The sequence below is a fragment of the Ancrocorticia sp. genome (assembly GCF_052089425.1).
Lineage (GTDB): Bacteria > Actinomycetota > Actinomycetes > Actinomycetales > Actinomycetaceae > Ancrocorticia.
On the sequence record NZ_JBQCZW010000007.1, the window covers coordinates 58258 to 80000 of the forward strand.

Genomic DNA, 21743 nt, shown 5'->3' on the forward strand with positions numbered 1-21743 from the left:
CTTTGGTTGTCCCCAACACACCGGGCTACAACATCAGCGAGACATCCTGCGCCTGAACGGGTACCGGAAGCGAACTCGAACCGCGCAGATAGCTGTCCACACCCGCAGCAGCCGCACGGCCCTCTGCGATCGCCCACACGATGAGAGACTGGCCGCGGCCCGAATCACCCGCGACGAACACGCCGGGAGTCTGCGTGGAGAAATCAGCGTTGCGCACGATGCGGCTGCGTTCGTCTGTTTCCAAACCAAGCTGTTCAACCATGCCAGCCTTCTCCACTCCAAGGAATCCCATGGCAAGCAACACCAGCTGGGCGGGGATCACGCGTTCTTCCTCGCCTTCGCGGATCTTGAGGTGGCTGACCTTGCCGTCCTCCCCCATGAACTCGACGGTTGCGGTGGAGTACAGTGTTTGGCCACCCTCAGCCATCGAGGTGGATACCTTGTACAGCTTCGGGAACGTAGGCCACGGCCAGTTCTCGGGGCGCTCGGTGGGCAGTTGCGGCATGATCTCCAACGAGGTGACGCTTCTCGCACCCTGACGAACCGATGTTCCGATGCAATCGGAACCGGTATCGCCGCCACCGATCACCACAACATCTTTGCCCTCGGCGGTGTAACCCTCATCCGAGAGCCCGTGGACCCGGCGCGTGGAATCGGTCAGGAACTCAACGGCCTGATGGATTCCCTCAAGCTCGCGCCCTGGAACGGGAAGATCACGTGGCATCGGTGTACCGGCAGCCACCACAACGGCGTCAAACCGCTGGAGCAGCTCACGGGCGTTCGTTTCGCCGCCTACATCAACTCCGGGGTAGAAGACAGTTCCCTCAGCACGCATCTGGTCCAGCCGGCGTTCCAGCACGGCCTTCTCCATCTTGAACTCGGGGATCCCGTAACGCATGAGGCCACCGATGTCATCGGACTTCTCGTACACCGCTACGGTGTGCCCGGCTCTGGTCAGCTGCTGGGCGGCAGCCAAGCCTGCGGGCCCGGAACCAATGACCGCCACAGTCTTGCCCGTGAGATATTCGGGAACATGCGGCTCAACAAGTCCAGCTTCCCACGCATCGTCGATAATCGCGTGCTCAACAGCCTTGATCGTGACGGGCTGCTGGTTAATCCCCAAAACGCATCCTGCCTCGCAGGGTGCAGGGCACAGCCGTCCGGTGAACTCCGGGAAGTTGTTGGTGGCATGCAGGCGTTCGATCGCCTCAGGAAGGTTATCGCGCCATGTCGAATCATTCCATTCTGGAATGAGGTTCCCCAGCGGGCACGAGGAATGGCAGACGGGGATACCGCAGTCCATACAGCGTGATGCTTGGCGCTTCAGCTGCGCGGAGTTATCTACGCGCTGATCCTCGATCTCCTTCCAGTCCATGATGCGCACAGGGATAGCGCGTTCGGCGGGCAGTTCCCGCTCACGATGCTTGAGAAATCCGCGTGGATCAGCCATGGCTAGCCTCCATAATCTCGCTCCATACAGTGGCGTTGGTGATGTCCAAGCCGTTGACCTTTGCGTGCTCTAGAGCCGCTGTCACCAACGAGAACTCCCGTGGCACGAGTTTCGTGAACCGCGAAAGATCGCCGAGTGCCCGTTCGGCCGCTTCTGAACCCGTCAGCTCGATGTGCTCACGTAGGATCGCCGTGAGTTCCTCGCGGTCAGATTCGCTTGGGACGGTTTCGATGAACTGGCCTTGTGCCGCAGCCTCCGGGTTCATCATGTTCCTATCAAAGTCCCACAGGTAGGCTGAGCCGCCAGACATGCCGGCACCGAAGTTCCGGCCCGTTTGACCAAGAACCACGAGAGTTCCACCTGTCATGTATTCAGCACAATGATCGCCCGCGGCCTCCGCCACCATGGTGGCGCCGGAGTTACGAACGCCAAAACGTTCGCCTACTTGGCCCCGAACGAAGATTTTGCCAGCAGTGGCACCGTAGCCAATCACGTTGCCTGCGATCACCTGCTCCTCCGCGACGAATGGGCTTTGCCCGTCCGGACGAATAGCAATCGTGCCTCCCGAAAGGGACTTACCCACGTAATCGTTCGCTTCCCCAATCAAGGTCATCGAAATCCCGCGTGGGAGAACTGCTCCGAAGGACTGTCCGGCCGCACCTCTCAAGGTCAAATCAATCGTGCCCGGGCTCAGCCCCTCCCCGCCATAGCGGCGGGTGAGCTCGTATCCCAGCATCGTGCCGGTTGTGCGGTTGACGTTGTGGATGGGCAGATCCACGGTGATCGGGGTTCCGCTATCGAGCGCCTCGCGGCACGTATCGATGAGCGTTTGGTCCAGCGCGTGTTCCAGCCCATGATCCTGACCGACACTCTGGTAGAGGGTGGTCCCGGCAACCGGTTGCGGCTTGACGAGAACCGGGGCAAGATCGAGCCCCTCAGCCTTCCAGTGATCAACAGCGCGATGGGCATCGATCAACTCCACGCGCCCCACCGCTTCCTCAATGGAATGCAACCCTAGGGCGGCGAGAATCTCGCGAACCTCTTGCGCAATGTACTCGAAGTACGTCACCACATACTCCGGCTTGCCGCTAAAGCGCTTGCGCAGCTCGGGGTTCTGCGTGGCAACACCTACCGGACAGGTGTCCTTGTGGCACACACGCATCATGACGCAACCCGACACCACGAGAGGAGCGGTGGCGAAGCCGAATTCTTCGGCGCCGAGCAGCGCCGCAATCACCACGTCGCGGCCGGTCTTGAGCTGGCCATCAGTCTGGACGACGATCCGGTCACGAAGGTTATTGAGCACCAAGGTCTGCTGGGTTTCCGCGAGGCCTAGCTCCCACGGAGCTCCCGCATGCTTCAGCGACGTCAATGGAGCAGCACCCGTCCCACCATCGTGGCCAGAAATCAGCACAACATCGCTGTGCGCCTTGGCAACACCGGCGGCAACGGTCCCAACGCCAACTTCAGACACGAGCTTCACGTGGATACGCGCCCGAGGATTGGAATTCTTGAGATCGTGAATGAGCTGCGCCAAATCCTCGATCGAATAGATATCGTGGTGTGGCGGCGGAGAAATCAATTCAACGCCAGGGGTGGAGTGACGGACTTCGGCAACCCACGGATACACCTTTTCGGCGGGAAGCTGGCCACCCTCACCTGGCTTGGCGCCCTGAGCCATCTTGATCTGCAGATCGTCCGCGTTCACTAAGTATTCGCTCGTCACGCCGAACCGGCCGGAAGCCACCTGCTTGATGGCACTGCGCCGATCGGCATCGTACAGGCGCTCTGGGAGTTCGCCTCCCTCGCCGGTGTTGGAGCGTGCACCCAGCTGGTTCATCGCGATGGCAAGAGTTTCATGAGCCTCTTGCGAAATGGACCCATACGACATCGCGCCAGTGGAGAAGCGGGTGATGATCGATTCCATGGGCTCCACGTCCTCAATCGGAATCGGGTCGAGCTCCCCTTCCTTCAGCCTGAACAGGCCACGCAGGGTCATGAGCTTCTCAGCCTGATTGTTGATCTTCTCCGTGAACTTCTTGAACAGCGGGTATGAGTTGGTGCGTGTTGAGTGCTGGAGGAGGAATACCGTCTCTGGATTAAAGAGATGCTCTTCACCTTCGCGGCGCCACTGATATTCGCCGCCAACTTCCAGATCACGGTGAGCCGGCGAAATCCCGGAGGCCGGGTAGGCCTGAGCGTGCCGTTGGGCCAGCTCGGTGGCCACGATGTCTAGTCCCGCTCCGCCCAGTGGGCTGGCAGTGCCGGTGAAGTATTGATCGACGACGTCCTGTGACAGGCCCACCGCTTGAAATACCTGAGCCCCTCGGTAGGAGGCCACCGTTGAAATGCCCATCTTGGACATCACCTTGAGAAGTCCGCCACCGAGCCCGTGAATCACGTTCTCCACGGCATCAGCTGCACTGACGGAGATTTCGCCCGTGCGCGCCATGTTCTCAGCAGATTCCAATGCAAGGTACGGGTTGATAGCCGTCGCGCCGTATCCGATCAGTAGTGCCACGTGGTGCACTTCGCGGACATCTCCGGCCTCAACGAAGATAGCCACCTTCGTACGGGTCTGCTGGCGTAGGAGATGGTGATGAACTGCGCTTGTCAGAAGCAGCGAAGGAATCGGACCCATTTCGGAGGAAGAATCGCGATCGGAAAGAATAACAAACGAAACACCATCGGCGATAGCCGCATCCACGTTCGCACACAGCTCATCGATCGCAGCCCGCAGTGACTTCTCGCCACCGGAGACGCGGTAGAGGCCCGAGAACGTTTGTGCACTAAGCCCGCGTCCCTGATCCGGGTAGCGGCCGATCGTCCTGATCTTCGCCAGATCGTCCGAACGCAGAACAGGGTAATCAACAATGAGCTTGCGTGCGTGTTCCGGCACCTCGGATAGCAGATCCGGCTCGGGACCAGCGCAGGAGGTCATCGACGTCACGAGCTTCTCGCGAATCGCATCGAGCGGCGGGTTGGTGACCTGCGCAAACTGCTGACTGAAGTAATCGAAAAGCAGGCGCGGGCGTTCGGAGAGAACCGCGATCGGAGTATCGGTTCCCATCGAACCTTTTGCTTCCGCACCGGACTGAGCCATTGGCTTGATCAACATGCGCAGTTCTTCGTGCGTGTAGCCGAAGGCCTGCTGGCGGCGTACCACAGAGGATCGCGAATGATCCACGTGCTCACGATCCGGCAGATCATCCATCTGCACGGAGAGCTCATCCAGCCACTGCCCATACGGCGCCCGGGCAGCCAACTGCTCCTTGATTTCCTCATCCTCGATGATCCGGTGGGCCGCAGTATCAACAAGGAACATCTTGCCCGGAGCCAGCCTGCCCTTACGGACAATGTTCTCAGCGGGAATATCAAGAACGCCGGCCTCCGAGGCCAACACAACAAGTCCGGTATCGCTCACCCAGAACCGGCCCGGCCGCAGGCCGTTGCGGTCGAGCACCGCCCCCACCTCAACACCGTCAGTAAAGGTGATGGATGCCGGACCATCCCATGGCTCCATCATGGTTGAGTGATAGGCATAGAAATCGCGCAGCTTGGGATCCATATCCGCGTGCATCGGCTCAGGGATCATCATGCGGACCGCGTGAGGAAGGGAGCGGCCCGCTAGGTGAAGGAGCTCCAACACTTCATCGAAGCTTGCCGAATCGGAAGCACTCATCGAGTTGATGGGCAAGAGCTCACTCACGTCCCCGAGCAGATCGCTGGTCATGGAACGCTCGCGCGCAGACATCCAGTTGCGGTTACCGCGAACAGTATTGATTTCGCCATTGTGCGCCACCAGCCGGAAGGGCTGAGCCAGCGGCCATGAGGGGAACGTATTGGTAGAGAAACGCGAATGCACCACGGCTATCGCCGAGGCAAAGAGCGGATCCTGTAGATCGAGGAAGAAGGGCTCCAGCTGCTTGGTGGTCAACATGCCCTTATACAAGACGGTTCGGCACGACAGGGAGGCAAAATAGGTCCCCGCGTTCTCCGCGCGCTTGCGCAATCGGAACGCCTTGCGATCCAAGTCAAGCCCGGACCCACCCTGAGTATCCTGAACAAAGAGCTGGCGGAACGTTGGCATGGAACTGAGCGCGGTTGGCCCGATCATGGACGAATCGACGGGGACCGTCCGCCATCCCAGAACCTCGAGTCCCTCTTCTTTCGCGATCTCTTCGATCTGCCTGACAGCACCGGAGCGCTCTCCAATGGCGGGAAGGAAGGCGATGCCCACCGCGTAGGATCCATGCGCTGGCAGGTCAAAAGGAACAGAGGCTCTCATGAACTCATCTGGGACCTGAACGAGAATTCCTGCACCATCACCGCTGTTTTCTTCGGCGCCCACGGCTCCGCGGTGATCGAGATTCTCCAATGCGGTGATCCCCATCTGGACAACAGAACGCGACTGCTCACCGTGAAGGTCAGCCACAAAGGCAACTCCACACGCATCATGTTCGTTCTCGGGACGGTACAACCCTTGCTGGTTCATGAGACCTCCTGACACTTAGTAACAACCCCATCAAATAATGTGGGCACGCCGTCTCAAACGGGTGCCCACATTATGAACAGTGTCAGTATAGTTTCACGAATGTTTCGGCTATGTTTCCGCGGGTGTATCGCTTTCCTCGGAAGCCTCCGCAGGTGTGGAGTCACGCGAGTTTTCATACGCCTCTCGCGCCTCATCACTCAGCCAAATATCATTACGCTCCGGATGTGCCTCGTACCGCTTCCTCAGCACGATCAACGCCACCAGGGCGACACAGAATAAGATGATCGAAGTCCACACATTAAGACGAAGTCCTAAAATGTGATGCGCATCATCTATGCGCATCATTTCGATCCACACGCGCCCGGCCGTGTAGAACATGCCATAGGCAGCGAACAGCTGGCCCCCCACCAACCGCAAGCGCTTCTCTACGCTCACGAGCAGCACGGCCCCTGCGATGCACCACAATGATTCGTAGAGGAACGTGGGATGGAACGTTGTACCGGTGGGATAGCCGCCGACCATATGGGCTGGATCGATCTCCAGCGCCCACGGAACATCGGTGGGCTTACCGTACAGCTCCTGATTAAAGTAATTGCCCCAGCGCCCTAGCGCCTGAGCCACAAGCAACGCGGGCGCCAGCGCGTCCGCCATCGGGAGCATTCGTAACCCGCGCCTGCGCATCGCAATGAACACGCCAACGCCGCCTAGGGCAATGGCACCCCAGATCCCGAGGCCACCCTCCCATATGTAGAGCGCACGCCACGGGTCCTTGCCCGGCCCGAAGTACAGCTGGTAATCGGTGATGACGTGGTAGATCCGCCCGCCAAGGATGCCGAATATAACCGCCCACACGGCGATATCGATGCTGACGTCCTCAGGGCCACCCTTACGCGTGTATCTGCGATCCATCCACCACCAGGCAACAATGATGCCAAGAATAATGGCGATCGCGTATGCCCGAAGCGGAAACGGCCCGATGTACCACTCGGCCTGCGAGGGTGACGGGATGGATGCCAGAACCATGAAGTTCCTTCCAGAGGTAGTTATTCCCCGTGCGCTCCAGCAGCCAGCTGTTCCGCTGCATCGCGCAGCGAAGATAGCGCATGGGCCTCATCTTGATCGAATAGGCATCGTACCAGCGCCGAACCCACGATAACACCGTCCGCGTACCCAGCAACCTCCCTCGCCTGTTCAGGCGTGGACACGCCGATGCCAAGGCACACACGTTCCGCACCGGCAGCCCGGGTTCGCTCCACGAGGCTGCGCGCTCCTGCATCAAGCGAATCGCGAGTTCCCGTCACGCCCATGGTGGAGGCCGCATACACAAAACCCCGTGAGGCAGCCGCCGTTGCGGCAAGCCGGCGGTCCCGAGAGGACTGGGCAACCAAAAAGATGCGATCCAGATCGTACGTATCTGAGGCGGCGATCCAATCGCCCGCCTCGTCAGGGATCAGATCAGGTGTGATGAGCCCCGCGCCACCCGCATTCGCAAAGTCGCGTGCAAAATCATCAACTCCGTAGCGGAACACGAGGTTGTAGTAGGTCATGATAAGCGGCACTACCCCGGCATTTGCCACCGCCTCCACGTGACGGAAAACGTCACGAACCCGGAAGCCGTTCTTCAGCGCCTGCTGACCTGCCACTTGGATTGTTCCGCCATCCATTGTGGGATCGGAGTATGGCAAGCCAATTTCGATGATGTCCGCGCCACCAGCTGCCAGCTCTTTCACGGCGCGAACACTGAGATCCCCGTCCGGGAAGCCTGCGGGAAGATAGCCAATGAAGGCAGCGGTATCTGCGCCCTTCCGTGCATCAATCGCCTCGCCAGTTCTCACTGTTCCTCCCCCTTGCCTTCAATACCGAAGTAGTCCATAGCGGTGGAGACATCCTTATCTCCGCGCCCGGACAGATTCACCAAGATCGTGGGAGCCGAATCCCCAGCTTCCGCGGCCTCACGCCCCAGCTTGATGGCACCGGCAAGCGCATGGGCAGATTCGATGGCGGGAATGATGCCTTCTTCTTGGCACAACAGCCGGAATGCCTCCATGGCGTCGTCGTCGTTAATCGGGCGATACTCAGCCCTTCCCAACCCGGCCAACCAGGAGTGCTCTGGCCCCACGCCCGGATAATCCAAACCGGCGGAAATCGAATGTGATTCGATCGTTTGCCCGTCCTCATCCTGCATCAGGTAGCTCTTGGAGCCCTGAAAAATCCCGAGCGTGCCAGCGTTGATCGAAGCGGCCGTGCGCCCAGAATCCACGCCATCGCCCCCGGCCTCAAAGCCATAGAGCCGAACGGAAGGATCATCCAGGAAAGCGTTGAACATGCCAATAGCGTTGGACCCTCCCCCGATACACGCACACACGATATCCGGGAGGTGCCCCGTCAACTCCAGCACCTGCGCGCGGGCCTCTTCGCCGATGATCTTCTGGAGATCGCGAACCAACCCAGGGAACGGGTGGGGGCCGGCGGCCGTGCCAAATATGTAATTGGTGGTATCAACGTTCGTGACCCAGTCACGGAACGCTTCGTTGATGGCATCTTTCAACGTGGCCGAACCGTTGGAAACGGACACAACTCGCGTGCCCAGCAGCTCCATTCGCGCTACGTTTAACGCCTGACGGCGAACATCCTCAGCACCCATGTACACCGTGCAGTCCAGCCCGAGCAGCGCGGCCGCCGTTGCCGTGGCCACACCGTGCTGGCCGGCCCCTGTTTCAGCAATCACGCGCGTCTTGCCCACCGATCGCGTGAGAAGCGCCTGCCCCAACACGTTATTGATCTTGTGGGAACCCGTGTGATTGAGATCCTCGCGCTTCAAGATCACTCGGGCGTTTCCGCAGTGTGCGGCGAACTTGGGAACTTCAGTGATGATGGACGGACGCCCAGAATACGTGCGATTCAGGTGATCAAGCTCCGCACGAAACTCAGGATCCACCTTCAGCCGATCCCAGGCGCGGCCCAGATCATCAAGCGCACTCATCAACGCCTCGGGAACGAAGCGCCCCCCAAATTCTCCAAAGTACGGGCCGCTAGCCCCGCTCAGACTCTCACTCACGTTATCTCTCCATTGCATCGAGTGATGGGTGCTGACCAACCGCCACCATGTCGCGGATAGCCCCCGCCGGATCACCACTTGTTACGAGTGCCTCACCAACAAGCACCGTGTCCGCCCCGCTTCGGGCGTAGTCAAGAACATCCTGATTGCCGCGAACCCCCGATTCGGCAACTCGGATCACATCGGCCGGCAGGACCTCGACCACCTGCTCGAACACGCCGCGATCAACCGTGAGCGTTTTGAGGTTACGGGCGTTCACGCCCACCACACGCGCACCGGCATCGATAGCACGGCGCGCCTCCTCACGATCGTGGGCCTCCACGAGAGCCGTCATCCCGAGAGAATGCACGCGTTCGATGTAGGAGGTCAGAACCGTTTGCTCGAGGGCCGCCACGATGAGCAGCACAATATCGGCGCCGTGTGCCCGCGCCTCCCAAATCTGATAGGGAGTAACCACAAAGTCCTTGCGCAACACCGGAATGTCCACTGCGGCGCGCACCTGATCCAGATCGGCAAGCGAGCCGTTGAATCGGCGCTGCTCGGTCAGCACGGAGATGGCGGCGGCGCCCCCCGCTTCGTAGGAGGCTGCAAGGGCGGCCGGATCGGCAATTTGAGCCAGCGCCCCCTTGGAGGGACTAGAGCGCTTGCATTCGGCGATGATCGTGACGCTGCGGTGATTTCCACCCCGCAGGGCCGCCTCCGCGTTGAGCGCGCTGGGAATCCGTGATGCCCGCTCCTTGAGCTGGTCAAGACTCACCCGCTCCTCGCGCAGGGCGAGATCTTCGCGGACGCCAACGATGATTTCGTCCAACACCGTCATGGTTCCTCCGTCCCTAGGGTTTTACCATATCGCGTTGGCCCACCCGGGCCTCCGCCTGTCCAGAAGCTTCGAGCGTGCCAGCTATTTGAATCGCCCGCACGGCGGCCGCCGCCTTGTTCCTTGTTTCGATGAACTCCGTCTCCGGTACTGATTCAGCAACAATCCCCGCCCCCGCCTGAACGGAGGCCCGCCCGTGTGCGAGTACCGCCGTGCGGATCGCGATAGCCAAATCAGCGTCACCAGAGAAATCGAAGTAGCCGATGACCCCACCGTAGATGCCACGCCGGGCCACCTCCAAACTGTCGATCAATTCGATCGCGCGGGGCTTGGGTGCTCCGGAGAGTGTTCCTGCCGGGAACGTGGCGGCAAAGCAATCAACAGCGCTCGATTCCGGCGCGAGTTCGCCGGACACCGTAGAAGAAATGTGCATGATGTGGCTAAATCGCTTCACCTCCATGAACTCCATAACTTCCACGGTTCCCGGCACGCATACTTTCGCAAGATCGTTGCGCGCCAAGTCCACGAGCATGACGTGTTCGGAGATCTCCTTCGGGTCCGCCAGCAGTTCGGCGGCGAGGCTGCGATCTTCGGCGGGGGTTGCCCCGCGTGGGCGCGATCCGGCAATCGGGAACGTCACAAGCGTTTCATCTGTCACTCGCATGAGGGTTTCCGGCGAGGACCCCACCACGGAGAAGCCCTCCTCGGTCCCATCCGCGAGCCGCAAGCAGTACATGTAAGGACTCGGATTGAAGGTCTTCAGCACCCGGTACACGTCCAAGGGATCAGATTCGCAGGCGATATCTGCGCGCTGGGAAAGCACAACTTGGAACACTTCACCATCGCGTATGGCTTCTTTTCCTCGGAGCACGGCCTCCTCATAGAGCGGCTGCGAGGTGCGGAGCACTGGTTCGCGCGCCGGCTGATCGCTGATGCCGGCTGCGTTCAACGATTCGGGCCGCGCCAACGATTCTTCCATGGCCGCGATCCGTCCCACCGCACGATCGTAGGCTTCGGCCACGCCGCTCTCCCGGCTATTGGAGTTCACCGCATTGGAAATGAGCCAAATGGTGCCTTCGTGGTGATCCACAGCCACCATATCGGTGACCAGGCACATGACGGCATCGGGGGTGTCCAGTTCACGGGGGGCCTGCCGGCGCAGATTCGGCTCCCAATCGAACAGTGTGTCCCATCCGAGCGCCCCAACCAATCCTCCCGTGAGCGGAGGCAGCCCCTCGATGCGTTCAGTGTGTAACTCCGTCAGGGCCGATTCCAGCAGCTGAGTTGCCGTGCCTTTCGCCGTGACGCCCTCAGGAACCGCGCCGATCCATTCGGCCTGCCCGCCGCGCGCGACAAGTTGGGCCTGAGAGCTCACGCCAACGAAGGACCAACGGTTCCACGCCCCATCGAACTCCGCAGATTCCAGAATGAAGGTGCCCGTTCCTTCGGCCAGTCGCCGGTAGATTCCCACCGGCCCCGGATCATCAACCAGAACCTTCTTGACCACCGGAATAACACGGCGGTCGCGTGCGAGCTCCTCGAAGTGCTCGCGCGTTGGCCACACGGCTCCCCAACGAAGATCCATTAGGAGGCCTCGTTCGGAAGAACGACCGCCGGGATTTCGCCCCCGGCCTCGAAGCACGAACGCTCGCCCGTGTGGCACGCCGCCCCAACTTGGACAGCGCGCACCAGCACGCAATCACCATCGCAATCCAACGCGACAGAGCGGACGAATTGCACGTGGCCGGAGGTATCGCCCTTACGCCAATACTCCTTCCGGCTGCGGGACCAGAACCACACGCGCCCGCTCGTCAGAGTGCGCGCAAGCGCAACGCGATCCATGTAGCCCACCATGAGCACTTGATCGTTTTCAGCATCCTGCACAACGGCTGCAATCAGCCCAGCGCCATCGAACCGCAGGCGCCCTTCCAGATCTTCTGGCAAGTTATCGGCCATCGTCACCTAACTTCGAATCCCTCGGCGCGCAGGTGATCCTTGACCTGCGCGATCGTCAACGTACCAAAATGAAAAACGGACGCAGCCAACACGGCATCGGCCCCGGCCCGAACGGCTTCGGCGAAATCCTCAACTTTCCCCGCCCCGCCAGAAGCGATGAGGGGAAGATGCATGGTGTCGCGCACACGGGAGGTCATTTCCAGATCAAACCCGGATTCCGTTCCGTCCGCATCCATCGAGTTGAGCAGGATCTCCCCCGCACCCAGTTCTTGGCCACGGTGCGCCCATTCCAGGGCATCGATGCCGGTTCCGCGCTTGCCCGCGTGGGTGGTGACCTCGTAGCCGGAGGGCGTGTGGACATCGCCGCTCACTCGGCGGGCGTCAACGGAAAGCACCACAACCTGATTGCCGAACTGATTCGCAATCTCCGTGATCAGTTCGGGCCGTCCCACCGCAGCGCTGTTAATTTCGATCTTATCCGCGCCGGCCTCCAGCAGTACGCGCACATCGGCAACGCTTCGGATCCCCCCACCCACCGTGAGCGGCACGAAAACCTGCTCAGCAGTTGAGGTCACCACATCCAGCATGGTCCCGCGCCCATCGGCCGTGGCCGACACGTCCAAAAAAGTAATCTCATCGGCCCGATGGTGATCGTAAAGCCGCGCGAGTTCCACCGGATCTCCGGCATCGCGCAGGTTCTTGAAGTTCACTCCCTTAACAACTCGTCCAGCCGAGACGTCCAGACAGGGAATAACGCGTATTGCGGCGGTCATCGGGCTCCTCTCGTTCTAGGACAGGTTACCCCGGATATGCTAGTTGGCATGTATTCGTCCAGCTCGCATATCGCACGCGCCATCACACGCGCAGCCCTTCCGCAACACGCGGTTATTGCCATCGATGGGCGAACCGGCGCGGGCAAAACACGGTTCGCCGGGATGCTCGCTGGCGAGCTTGCCAGCCACGGCCCCGTGACCATCATGGAGGTTGAGCGATTCATCGAGGGGTGGTCCGGACTTGTAGGCGGGACGGCTACGTTGGCGGAGGATGCGCTCCCGGATTTTCGGGCCGATGGTGCCTGCAGGCTGCGCGCGTGGGACTGGATCGGCGGGACATGGGGCCACATCGAGCGGGTACCCGCGGTGGGCACGGCCCGGATTCTGATCCTCGTGGGCTGCGGTTCCTCCAGCAAGGAACTGGCGCCTCTGCTGGACGGTTCCGTGTGGATTGATGCCCCCGCATCGCTGCGCCGCCAGCGCGTTGAATTGCGTGAGGGGGCGGGCACCTCGTGGTGGGACATGTGGGAAGCCCAGCACACCGAGCTATTGACGCAGTGGGATAGCCCGGTGAAGGCTACGTGGCGCATTAGAAATCAGTAGCGCCGTCATCACTTGGTGGCAGAGATGCGAGAATATCCACGATGAATGCCACGTCTCCGTCACCTTGAGCCTGAGAACTCGGGACCAGAACAACCACACGTGACCCAACGTATTGATCGGTGAGGCCGATCTGCAGCCCCTCCATGACATCGTGGAGATTCGCCGCTACTGGCGCGCCATCCTCCCACGTAGACTGAGCATTCTTTCCCTCCGAATCGGCGGAAACATACTGCATGATCACCGTATCGGCAGCCTCAACCTGCTGGCCGGATCCGCGCAGCAGGGTCACGGTGGCAAGTTCGGGGATCTCGCCACCGCCTTTTGAGATCGCGGGTTCGGTTTCGCGGGGATTGTCCAGTGTGGGCATTCCTTTGGGTGTGGGGTCCGGGAGCGGGGTTTCTTCGCCAGAGGCCGAGGTGGGAAGAATATCGACGACGACGATTTCCGCCGCATTTTGCCCGCTTGCAAGCCCTGGACTGATGACTACCAACCGGGTTCCCTCGCGTTCCCCCACCAGCTGGGTGGCCAGTTCACCCAAGCCATCATCGTTGACCGTTGTGAGCCTGATCTTCCCCGTATCGTAGGATTCGATGATGGAGCCGGTCCTCGAATCGAACGAGGTGGCACGCATGAGCACGGAGTCATCCTCGCCGAGCTCGCGGCCTTCGCCGGCAATCGCTACCTCTTTGGTTGTCTCTTCCGGTACGTCCTCGCCCGTCACCGAAATGGTGACCGGGGCGCCCAGATTTCCATTGACGGCGGCGTCTATCGGCTCCTCCTGCGAACAGGCCGCAAGAGCAGAGGCTGCCAGAACTAGGGATACCGCGAAGGCAACTGGGCGCCGGTGCATGGCTAGATCTCCGCCATGAGTGCCTCTGCCGCGCTATCTACCGTGGCAAACGGATCTTTGAGGACAACCGTGCGGGCTCCCTGAGCTTCCATGAGGCGCAGGTTCATCCAATCGGCCATGTAGTCCCGGCGCTGCTCCTGAGCCGCGGCCACAAATTCGCCGCGGATCTTGGCCCGAGTTGTTTGCGGGGGTGTGACCATTGCGTTTTCTGCGGCGCCGTCAGGGAGGATCGTACGGAGCATGCCGGACTTTTCCATCGAAGCGCGCAGGCCATTGGCCGTGATGTCGTGGTAGGCAAGGTTTAGCCGGGCGATGCGCGGGTCTGCCAACGTCAGGCCACCACGTTCGCAGTATCGTGACATGATGTTGAGCTTGGCCGCCCAATCAATCTCCGTGACGATACCCGAATAATCGCCACTATCCACGGCTTCGATCGCGCGTCCCCACAGATCTAGCAGGTAGCTGCGCGTGCCGTCCAACTCTGGCGTATAGCCCTTCTTATCGAAGTGGGCCAGAACCGCCTCGCGCGTTCTGCGCTGGATCTCTAGCGGAGTGGCGGTGCCGCCCCCTTCCAAAGCCAGAGGCACTCGGCCCGTCAGATCGGCGCTCGTGGCGCGGATCGCCTCCATCGGGTCAGCAAGAGTGAACCGGGGAAGAATCCCCCCGTCCTCAATCATGACCAAAATGGCCTCGGTGGCCGCCACTTTCAGAGCCGTCGTGGGCTGGGCGATGTTGGAATCGCCAACGATCACGTGCATGCGGCGGTACTTCTCCGCGTCACCGTGCGGTTCATCGCGAGTGTTGATCATCGGGCGTGAACGTGTGGAGGCAGATGAGATCGCGTCCCACATCTGGCGCGCACGCTGCGAGAATTCATAGGTGACTGTTCCGTCCTCGCCTTTGGCAAGGTGGCCTGCGCCCGTGACGATCTGCCGGGTGACGAAGTAGGGAACCATCGATGAAATGCGTGCTCGATAATCCGGACGCCGGCGAACCAGATAATTCTCGTGGCAGCCAAACGAGTTGCCTTCAGCGTCCAGATTATTCTTGAACAGGTGGATCGCCCCGGCCACGTTTTCTTCGGCCAGTTCGCCGTTGGCTTGCTCTGCCAGCTTCGCGAAAAGAAGTTCTCCCGCGCGATCATTGGCCAACAGATCGTCGATCGAATCGCATTCGGCAGATGCGTACTCGGGATGGGAGCCCACATCCAAATACAGGCGCGAGCCATTACCCAAGAACGTGTTTGTGGAGCGGCTCTGCGAGATCACCGGCATAAACAGGCGTTGGGCGGATTCTTCAGGATCCAAGGGCGGTGTGCCTCCGTTCAGGGAGGCACATGTGAGGCCGTATTCGGTCTCAATGCCCATGACACGACGTGGAATCACTGTCCGCCCTTTTGCACGAAGCCCTGCACGAAGGCCGAGGCGTTTGTTTCCAACACCGAATCGATTTCATCAAGCAGGGAATCAACCTGATTGCTCTGGGTTTGTGCCTGTGCCTGAGGCAGTTCTACCTGCTCAGACTCTTCAACCTGACGGCGGTGTTGTGCGAATTCTTGTTCTTGACTAGACATTTCTCTCCTAGTTGCGTGCGCCCGTGAGGCGCACGAGGAAATCTTCGATTGACGTGGAATCCTCCAGCATGTCCCCTACCAACTCATATGTTCCCCGGGATGGGCGAGGTGTGGGGATGCGGACCAGATCGCGGTATCCAGGGATATCCAGCGTGATACCGTCCCAGCCAGCTGAGGAGACGTTCTGCGGGTAGTGCTCGATCAGGCCACCGCGTAGGTAGGCGCGCGTGGCTTCCGGTGCGTGATGGGTAGCATAGTCCACTTCATGTGGGCTGAAGATTCGATCCACTGCTCCAGCCGCGTCCAGCCGGGCCACGATCGAACGCTCAGGGCGGACATCGTGCCACTGAACGTCGAGGGCGCGCAGTTTGTCGTTATCCCAGCTGAGGCCGCCGCGTTGGCGCATGCCCTCCATCAGCTGGTACTTCGCCACCCATTCAACCTGCTTGGCTGCCGAAAACACATCCTTCTTCAGGGCATCCAGAACCTGCTGCCACAACGTGAGAATCTCATCCGTATCGAAGTCAGGCTGGCCCGCCCGTTCTACGGCTCCTCGGATGACGTCAAGGTAGGCCTGCTGAATGTCCAGAGCTGTCCGCTCCGAACCGTCGTGCATCTCCAGCTTTACTTTCAGCGTGGGATCCTGAGAAACAATCCACGTTGCCGTGACCGGATCGTCCAGCATCAGCGAATCGAGATCCAGAGGGATTTCTCCCGATTCGAGCAGCCAGAGCAGAAGCGAGGTGGTCCCCACCTTGAGGAGGTTGGACACGTCAAACAAGTTGGCATCCCCACCAATCACGTGGAGCCTGCGCCACTTGTTGGCATCAGCATGCGGTTCATCGCGCGTATTGATGATGGGCCGGTTGAACGTCGTTTCTAGCCCAACATCGTTTTCCACGTAATCTGCACGCTGTGAGATCTGGAAACCGCTTTGTTCGCTGCGCTGGCCCAGTCCTACACGGCCTGCGCCGCAGATAATCGGGCGGGTCACGAAAAACGGAGTCATGTAGCGGATCACATCGGAGAAAGGAACCTCGCGCCGCATGAGGTAGTTCTCGTGGGAGCCGTAGGCGGCGCCCTTTCCATCCACGTTGTTCTTATACAGGATAATCTCGCGCCCAGATTGCTTGGCGAACTCCATCGCCTCACGCATCACGTTCTCACCGGCGCGATCCCACAGCACCGCCTCTCGAGGATTGGAGGTTTCCGGGGATGAGTACTCGGGGTGAGCATGATCAACGTACAGGCGTGCCCCATTTGTCAAGACCGTGTTGGCGGCACGCGGATGAACGTATTGGCCCTCTTCAGGCCGAGCCACGTTCTGTAGATGCGTTCCCGATGGGGCTAGCTGATCGGGATCATCTGTAAGCTGGGAGGGATCAGCCGATGCCCGCTCCAACCGGTATCCCCGAGCATCGTTGAGTGGATCCTCGCCATGAAAATCCCACTGCACACCGCCCTGTCCACCGGCGGATGATCCATGGGCCGCGTACCCTTCCACAACCCGTGCGGAAAGCTCAATGGAGTTGGCGTAGGGATCCATCGGCTCCAGAATCCCGTATTCGGTTTCCATACCGATAATGCGTCGTGCTGTCATGTCCACTCCTCAGATCAGATCGTCGGGGATCACGTTGTTCCACTCATTCACGCCGCGGGCACCGGATTCCTCGGTGGCGGGAAGAACAACCGCGCGCCCGCCAATCGGGCGCACCATGGTCACCCGTTCGCTGCGCGAGCGGCCGTTCACGCGGGCCCACTCGTCCGGGTTGGTGATGGTAGCGATTTCTTCGTTTTCACGCGTTTCTTCCGCCGTTGCCGCGAGCATGTGCTCGGTGGTCAAACCACGTTGGCCCGTGGCCAGCAAATCCTTGATCGCGTGCTTCTTCGCGCGGTCAACAATCGCTGCCATCATAGCGCCGGAGACGAACTCATCGATATAGAGGACTTCCTTCTCACCACTGGCGTAGTGGACCTCCACATATTCATTCTCACGCGTGTGGGCGAACAGTTTATCCGCGGTTGCCTGACGGAGGGCGGCAGCTGCCTCCTCCACTCCCCCGTGACGAACTATCTCCGCCTCGTTGATCGGCAGTGAACTCGTGAGGTAGCGCGCGAGGATATCGATACAGCCGTCGTACTGCGGCCGCTCAATGCGGATCTTCACGTCAAGCCTGCCGGGGCGAAGGATTGCCGGGTCGATCATATCTTCGCGGTTGGACGCACCAATCACAATCACGTTGTCCAGCTGCTCCACGCCGTCAATCTCCGCAAGTAGCTGCGGCACAACAGTTGTTTCCACATCAGAGGAGATACCCGAACCGCGTGTGCGGAACAGGGCTTCCATTTCATCAAAAAAGATCACCACAGGGATGCCGTGAGCTGCACGGTCCCGTGCCCGGGAGAAGATTTCACGAATCTGGCGTTCAGTTTCTCCCACGTACTTGTCAAGGAGCTGCGGGCCCTTGATGTTGAGGAAGTAGGAGCGGGCAGTTTCCGCCCCCGAGCGGCCAGCAGCGTTATGGGCCAAGGAGGTGGCCACCGCCTTGGCTATCAGCGTTTTGCCGCATCCCGGAGGGCCGTAGAGCAAAACGCCCTTGGGTGGCTTGAGGCCGTGTTCGCGGTAGAGTTCGGGCTGCTCAAACGGCAGCTCAACAGTGTCTTTGATCTGTTCGATCTGGGGCCCGAGGCCACCAATATCCTCATAGGAGACGTCCGGGACTTCCTCGAGTAGGAGGTGCTCAACATCCGGGCGCTCCACGTGCTCCAAGATGAACCCGTTACGCAGATCGGCCAGAACGGTATCTCCCACTCGCAGCCGGTCAGGGTCCAAGCGCCCGGCGATGTAGAGGATGCGCGATTCTTCCTGGTGGATACGTACCAGAACGCGCCGGGAATCGATCACTAGCTCGATCTGAACAATCGAACCAGTTTCTTCATATCCAGCGGCTCCCACAACAACCAGCTGTTCGTTCAGGCGCAGCTCCTGGCCCTGCCGCAGATCCCGCAGGTCAACGCGAGCCCCGGCCGCTAGATTCATCTTGCGGCCGCCAACCAGAGCGTCAACGGAATGATCCTCATGGCGTGCGCTGAGGAACGTGGCAAAAGAAGCAGGAGGGCGGGACAGCGCGTCTAGCTGCTCACCCATATCCTGAAGGCGATCCCGCGCTGCGACCAACGATGAGGAAAGCCGCTCGTTCTTTTCCTCGAGGGACATAACCTGCTGGCGAAGTTCATACACTTCGTCCGGACCAGTCTGGCTCATTACTGCCTTTCGTTGACTACCGTCTCACTTTAGATCATGGGTCCACTTCATGCCGTGGCCTAAACGACAGTTGGGACGGACGTATGCGTCTCCCGTTACTTCTCCTGGGTCTTCGCCTGAAGCTCGGATTCGATCTTCTCTTGGATCTCTTTGCCGCGGATCCCGGGATCAGATTCGCCGCTGGCCTCAACATCGGCCCGATGGGCAACGTCTCTCCTGACGCGGCGGAGCTTCTTGGCAGAGATTGTGCGCTCAGCGATATCGTTCTCCCACGCCAAAGGTTCGGAGTGGGCGGCCTTTGCCGGACGGCGCGTGAGGGTCAGTGGCTCGCTGTTCGGCGCCAGCCTGCGCGCCACCACGAGGAAGCCCGTGTGGGCCACCATGCGGTGATCGGGCCTCACGGACAAACCGTCCAGATGCCAGGTGCGCACTAGCGTTTCCGAAGCCACCGGCTCTGTAAAGCACGCACTCTGCCTCAGTTCCTCAACGAAGCGCGACATTTGGGTGGTGGTGGCAACGTAGGCGAGTATCACCCCACCAGGACGTAGCGCATGAGCAGCTCCTTCGAGCATGTCCCATGGAGCCAACATATCCAGAATGACCTGATCACGATCGCCTTCCGGCAGGTCCTGAAGAACCTCATCGGCCTCACCAATCTCCACAGTCCACGGAGGTGTATCTCCGCCATACCACGAGGTGACGTTACCCTCAGCAATCTCCGCGAATTCGGGCCGGCGCTCGACGGACAAGACGTGTCCTGAGGCTCCCACGGCGCTCAGCAGCGATAGTGTGAGCGCACCCGACCCAAGACCCGCCTCGAACACTCGAGATCCGGTGAACACATCAGCAGTGTGAACGATCTGCGCGGCATCCTTCGGGTAGATCACCGTGGCTCCACGCGGCATGGAGAGCACATAATCAGAGACGAGGGGCCGCAGGGCGAGGAATCGGCGGCCTTCGCCCGCTTCAACTACAGTCCCTTCGTCAGCACCGATCAGTTCCGAGTGCCGAAAGGATCCTCTGGTGGATTGGAAGAAGCCCTTGGTGGTGAGGGAAATCGTGTACTGCCGGCCCTTCGGATCGGTCAGCTGGACCCGTTCGCCCGCGCGAAACGGGCCCCGGCGTAGCTCTGCACTGTTCATGGCTCACCATTCTAGTGGGAGGAGCGCGCTAGGCTGACCTCATGAGTTTTCACGCCGCCCTGTCTCCGTCACGCGCGAAGGATTTCCGCCAGTGCCCGCTGCTTTTCCGGCTCCGCACAATCGATGGGCTGCCGGAACCGCCATCCGTTGAGGCACTGCGCGGAACGCTTGTGCACTCCGTGTTGGAGCATCTGTTTGATTCAGAGCCAGCGGACCGAACAGAGGAGGCTGCACAGGAGCTTCTTGAGCCACGGTGGAACGCCCATCTAGAAAAGGCACCCGCCGATGGAGAACTTTTTGCGGACGGTCAGGAGTTCGAAGCGTGGTTTACCAGCGCACGAACGCTGATCGGCAACTACTTCAAGATGGAAAATCCGCAGTTCCTTCGTCCAGATGCCCGCGAATCCTTTATTAACGCTACGCTCCCTTCGGGCCTCCATATTCGCGGCATCATCGACCGGATTGACAAGGCTCCCAACGGCGCCCTTCGTGTTGTCGATTACAAGACGGGTAAATCCCCAAACCCCCGCTTCCAAGGCGATGCCGTATTCCAGATGCGCTTCTACGCCGCCGCGCTGTTCATCGCCCGCGGCTCCCTGCCCGCACGGACCCAACTGATCTATCTCAAGGATGGGCGCACTCTCACGTATGATCCGGTACCCGCCGATGTGGATGCACTTGCCCTGGAACTTGATTCCACATGGTCTGCCATCGAAGAGAGGATGGACACGGGTGAGTTCGAGACCAGAACCTCTCCGCTGTGCAACTGGTGCAAGTTCAAAGAGTTCTGCCCAGCTTTTGGCGGGGAAACACCCCCGATCGATCAAGCAGGCGTGGCCAAACTGCGCACCGCCAAAGCTCCAACCCAAACGCCCACGGCTTAGAGCCTTTGTCAGCCCTAGGGGCCAGCTGTAGAATGTAGCGATGCCAAACGAAAAGCTCCCCACTGATCCGATCGTGATCCTCGCACTCAATGGCTGGGCCGATGCCGGTGCGTCTGGGAGCGGGCTGGCCGAATACATCGTTGATCACTACCCGGGCGAAGAACTCCTACGCATCGATGATGATCGGTACTTCAACTTTCAGGATGTTCGCCCTGTCCAACGTATGCGTGCCGAAGGCACAGAAATCGATTGGCCGGCCGTTATTTTGCACACCGTGCACCTACCCGATCAAGACATCGTTGTGGGATATGGCAGCGAACCCAGCCTGAACTGGCGCACATTCATCAAGGAATTCAAGGATCATATTCTCGCTTTGAATCCCTCACTGGTTGTCACGCTTGGTGCTCAGCTCGTGGACATCCCCCACACGCGCCCCTTCCCATGGGGCGTATACGGCACCGATCCCCAACTCATCGCGAGCCATCCGAAGATTGAGCCACTCGAATACAACGGCCCCACGAGCGCCTTGGGCGTGCTGTGTGCAGAGCTCGATTCGCAGCAGGTGCCAACCGCTCAAGCGTGGGTTTCCGTTCCCCATTACGTGGCAGACCCACCCAATCCCAAGTCAGAGCTCACTCTCCTTGAGGCTCTGCACGAGTGTTTCGATCTTGATATTGATACCGATGGGTTACCCGATGCCGCCGGCGCATGGGAAGAACAGATCACCCAGCTCACTGGCCAATCCCCAGAGATCGGGACCTACGTGTCCCAGTTGGAAACGGCCTTTGACGATGAGGTGGAGCAGGTTGCCGATAGCGGCCATGTGGTGGAAGAGATTGAAGAATTCCTCCGCGACCTTGGTAAGGACAACAACTAG

Annotated in this window: 18 protein-coding genes; 3 read left to right on the top strand and 15 right to left on the bottom strand. The window is 60.1% G+C overall.

The window, feature by feature from the left end:
* Positions 1-25: 25 nt before the first annotated feature.
* From ACTHV6_RS04225 to hisF, 9 genes are all read right to left on the bottom strand, one after another.
* Entirely contained in the window at positions 26-1450 is a 1425-nt protein-coding gene (locus ACTHV6_RS04225; RefSeq protein ID WP_441386025.1) for a glutamate synthase subunit beta, read from the bottom strand.
* Positions 1443-5945 carry a glutamate synthase large subunit gene (gltB, locus tag ACTHV6_RS04230; RefSeq protein WP_441386026.1) on the bottom strand — a complete coding sequence of 1501 codons (4503 nt, stop codon included), beginning with the start codon at positions 5943-5945 and terminating at the stop codon, positions 1443-1445. The genes ACTHV6_RS04225 and gltB overlap by 8 nt, the downstream gene beginning before the upstream one ends.
* A gap of 108 nt (positions 5946-6053) precedes the next feature.
* Complete coding sequence (lgt, locus tag ACTHV6_RS04235) at positions 6054-6968, bottom strand: prolipoprotein diacylglyceryl transferase (RefSeq protein WP_441386027.1); 915 nt, start codon at positions 6966-6968, stop codon at positions 6054-6056.
* A gap of 20 nt (positions 6969-6988) precedes the next feature.
* Positions 6989-7780 (bottom strand): tryptophan synthase subunit alpha, encoded by a 792-nt coding sequence (trpA, locus tag ACTHV6_RS04240; RefSeq protein WP_441386028.1) that lies wholly within the window; start codon positions 7778-7780, stop codon positions 6989-6991.
* Positions 7777-9003, bottom strand: coding sequence for a tryptophan synthase subunit beta (gene trpB / locus ACTHV6_RS04245; RefSeq protein ID WP_441386029.1), 1227 nt, complete (start codon positions 9001-9003; stop codon positions 7777-7779). Before trpB ends, trpA begins: the two co-directional genes overlap by 4 nt.
* Before the next feature lies 1 nt (position 9004).
* Positions 9005-9823 (bottom strand): indole-3-glycerol phosphate synthase TrpC, encoded by an 819-nt coding sequence (trpC, locus tag ACTHV6_RS04250; protein ID WP_441386030.1) that lies wholly within the window; start codon positions 9821-9823, stop codon positions 9005-9007.
* 13 nt (positions 9824-9836) lie between these two features.
* Positions 9837-11405: a chorismate-binding protein gene (locus ACTHV6_RS04255; RefSeq protein ID WP_441386031.1), complete on the bottom strand. Its 1569-nt coding sequence runs from the start codon at positions 11403-11405 to the stop codon at positions 9837-9839.
* Positions 11405-11776: a phosphoribosyl-AMP cyclohydrolase gene (gene hisI / locus ACTHV6_RS04260; RefSeq protein WP_441386032.1), complete on the bottom strand. Its 372-nt coding sequence runs from the start codon at positions 11774-11776 to the stop codon at positions 11405-11407. Before hisI ends, ACTHV6_RS04255 begins: the two co-directional genes overlap by 1 nt.
* Before the next feature lie 2 nt (positions 11777-11778).
* The gene (gene hisF, locus ACTHV6_RS04265; protein ID WP_441386033.1) at positions 11779-12549 is read right to left on the bottom strand and encodes an imidazole glycerol phosphate synthase subunit HisF; all 771 of its coding nucleotides are present in this window, start codon (positions 12547-12549) and stop codon (positions 11779-11781) included.
* A 48-nt stretch (positions 12550-12597) separates the two neighbouring features.
* On the opposite strand from hisF, the gene ACTHV6_RS04270 reads away from it, so the two are divergent.
* Positions 12598-13152, top strand: coding sequence for a hypothetical protein (locus ACTHV6_RS04270; RefSeq protein ID WP_441386034.1), 555 nt, complete (start codon positions 12598-12600; stop codon positions 13150-13152).
* On the opposite strand, the gene ACTHV6_RS04275 is transcribed toward ACTHV6_RS04270, so the two are convergent.
* The 6 genes from ACTHV6_RS04275 to ACTHV6_RS04300 all read right to left on the bottom strand — a co-directional run bounded on the left by ACTHV6_RS04275 (position 13139) and on the right by ACTHV6_RS04300 (position 19982).
* Positions 13139-14002, bottom strand: coding sequence for an FKBP-type peptidyl-prolyl cis-trans isomerase (locus tag ACTHV6_RS04275; RefSeq protein ID WP_441386035.1), 864 nt, complete (start codon positions 14000-14002; stop codon positions 13139-13141). The genes ACTHV6_RS04270 and ACTHV6_RS04275 overlap by 14 nt on opposite strands.
* 2 nt (positions 14003-14004) lie before the next feature.
* On the bottom strand, positions 14005-15384 hold the full coding sequence (gene pafA, locus ACTHV6_RS04280; protein WP_441386043.1) for a Pup--protein ligase: 1380 nt from the start codon (positions 15382-15384) through the stop codon (positions 14005-14007).
* On the bottom strand, positions 15384-15575 hold the full coding sequence (locus tag ACTHV6_RS04285) for a ubiquitin-like protein Pup (RefSeq protein ID WP_441386036.1): 192 nt from the start codon (positions 15573-15575) through the stop codon (positions 15384-15386). Before ACTHV6_RS04285 ends, pafA begins: the two co-directional genes overlap by 1 nt.
* Positions 15576-15582: 7 nt before the next feature.
* Complete coding sequence (gene dop / locus ACTHV6_RS04290) at positions 15583-17175, bottom strand: depupylase/deamidase Dop (protein WP_441386037.1); 1593 nt, start codon at positions 17173-17175, stop codon at positions 15583-15585.
* A 9-nt stretch (positions 17176-17184) separates the two neighbouring features.
* The gene (arc, locus tag ACTHV6_RS04295; RefSeq protein ID WP_441386038.1) at positions 17185-18840 is read right to left on the bottom strand and encodes a proteasome ATPase; all 1656 of its coding nucleotides are present in this window, start codon (positions 18838-18840) and stop codon (positions 17185-17187) included.
* A gap of 95 nt (positions 18841-18935) precedes the next feature.
* On the bottom strand, positions 18936-19982 hold the full coding sequence (locus ACTHV6_RS04300) for a tRNA (adenine-N1)-methyltransferase (RefSeq protein WP_441386039.1): 1047 nt from the start codon (positions 19980-19982) through the stop codon (positions 18936-18938).
* 41 nt (positions 19983-20023) lie between these two features.
* Here ACTHV6_RS04300 and ACTHV6_RS04305 point away from each other — a divergent pair, with 41 nt between their 5' ends.
* Positions 20024-20866, top strand: a complete 843-nt coding sequence (locus ACTHV6_RS04305) for a RecB family exonuclease (RefSeq protein ID WP_441386040.1) — start codon at positions 20024-20026, stop codon at positions 20864-20866.
* A 40-nt stretch (positions 20867-20906) separates the two neighbouring features.
* Positions 20907-21743 carry a proteasome assembly chaperone family protein gene (locus ACTHV6_RS04310; protein ID WP_441386041.1) on the top strand — a complete coding sequence of 279 codons (837 nt, stop codon included), beginning with the start codon at positions 20907-20909 and terminating at the stop codon, positions 21741-21743.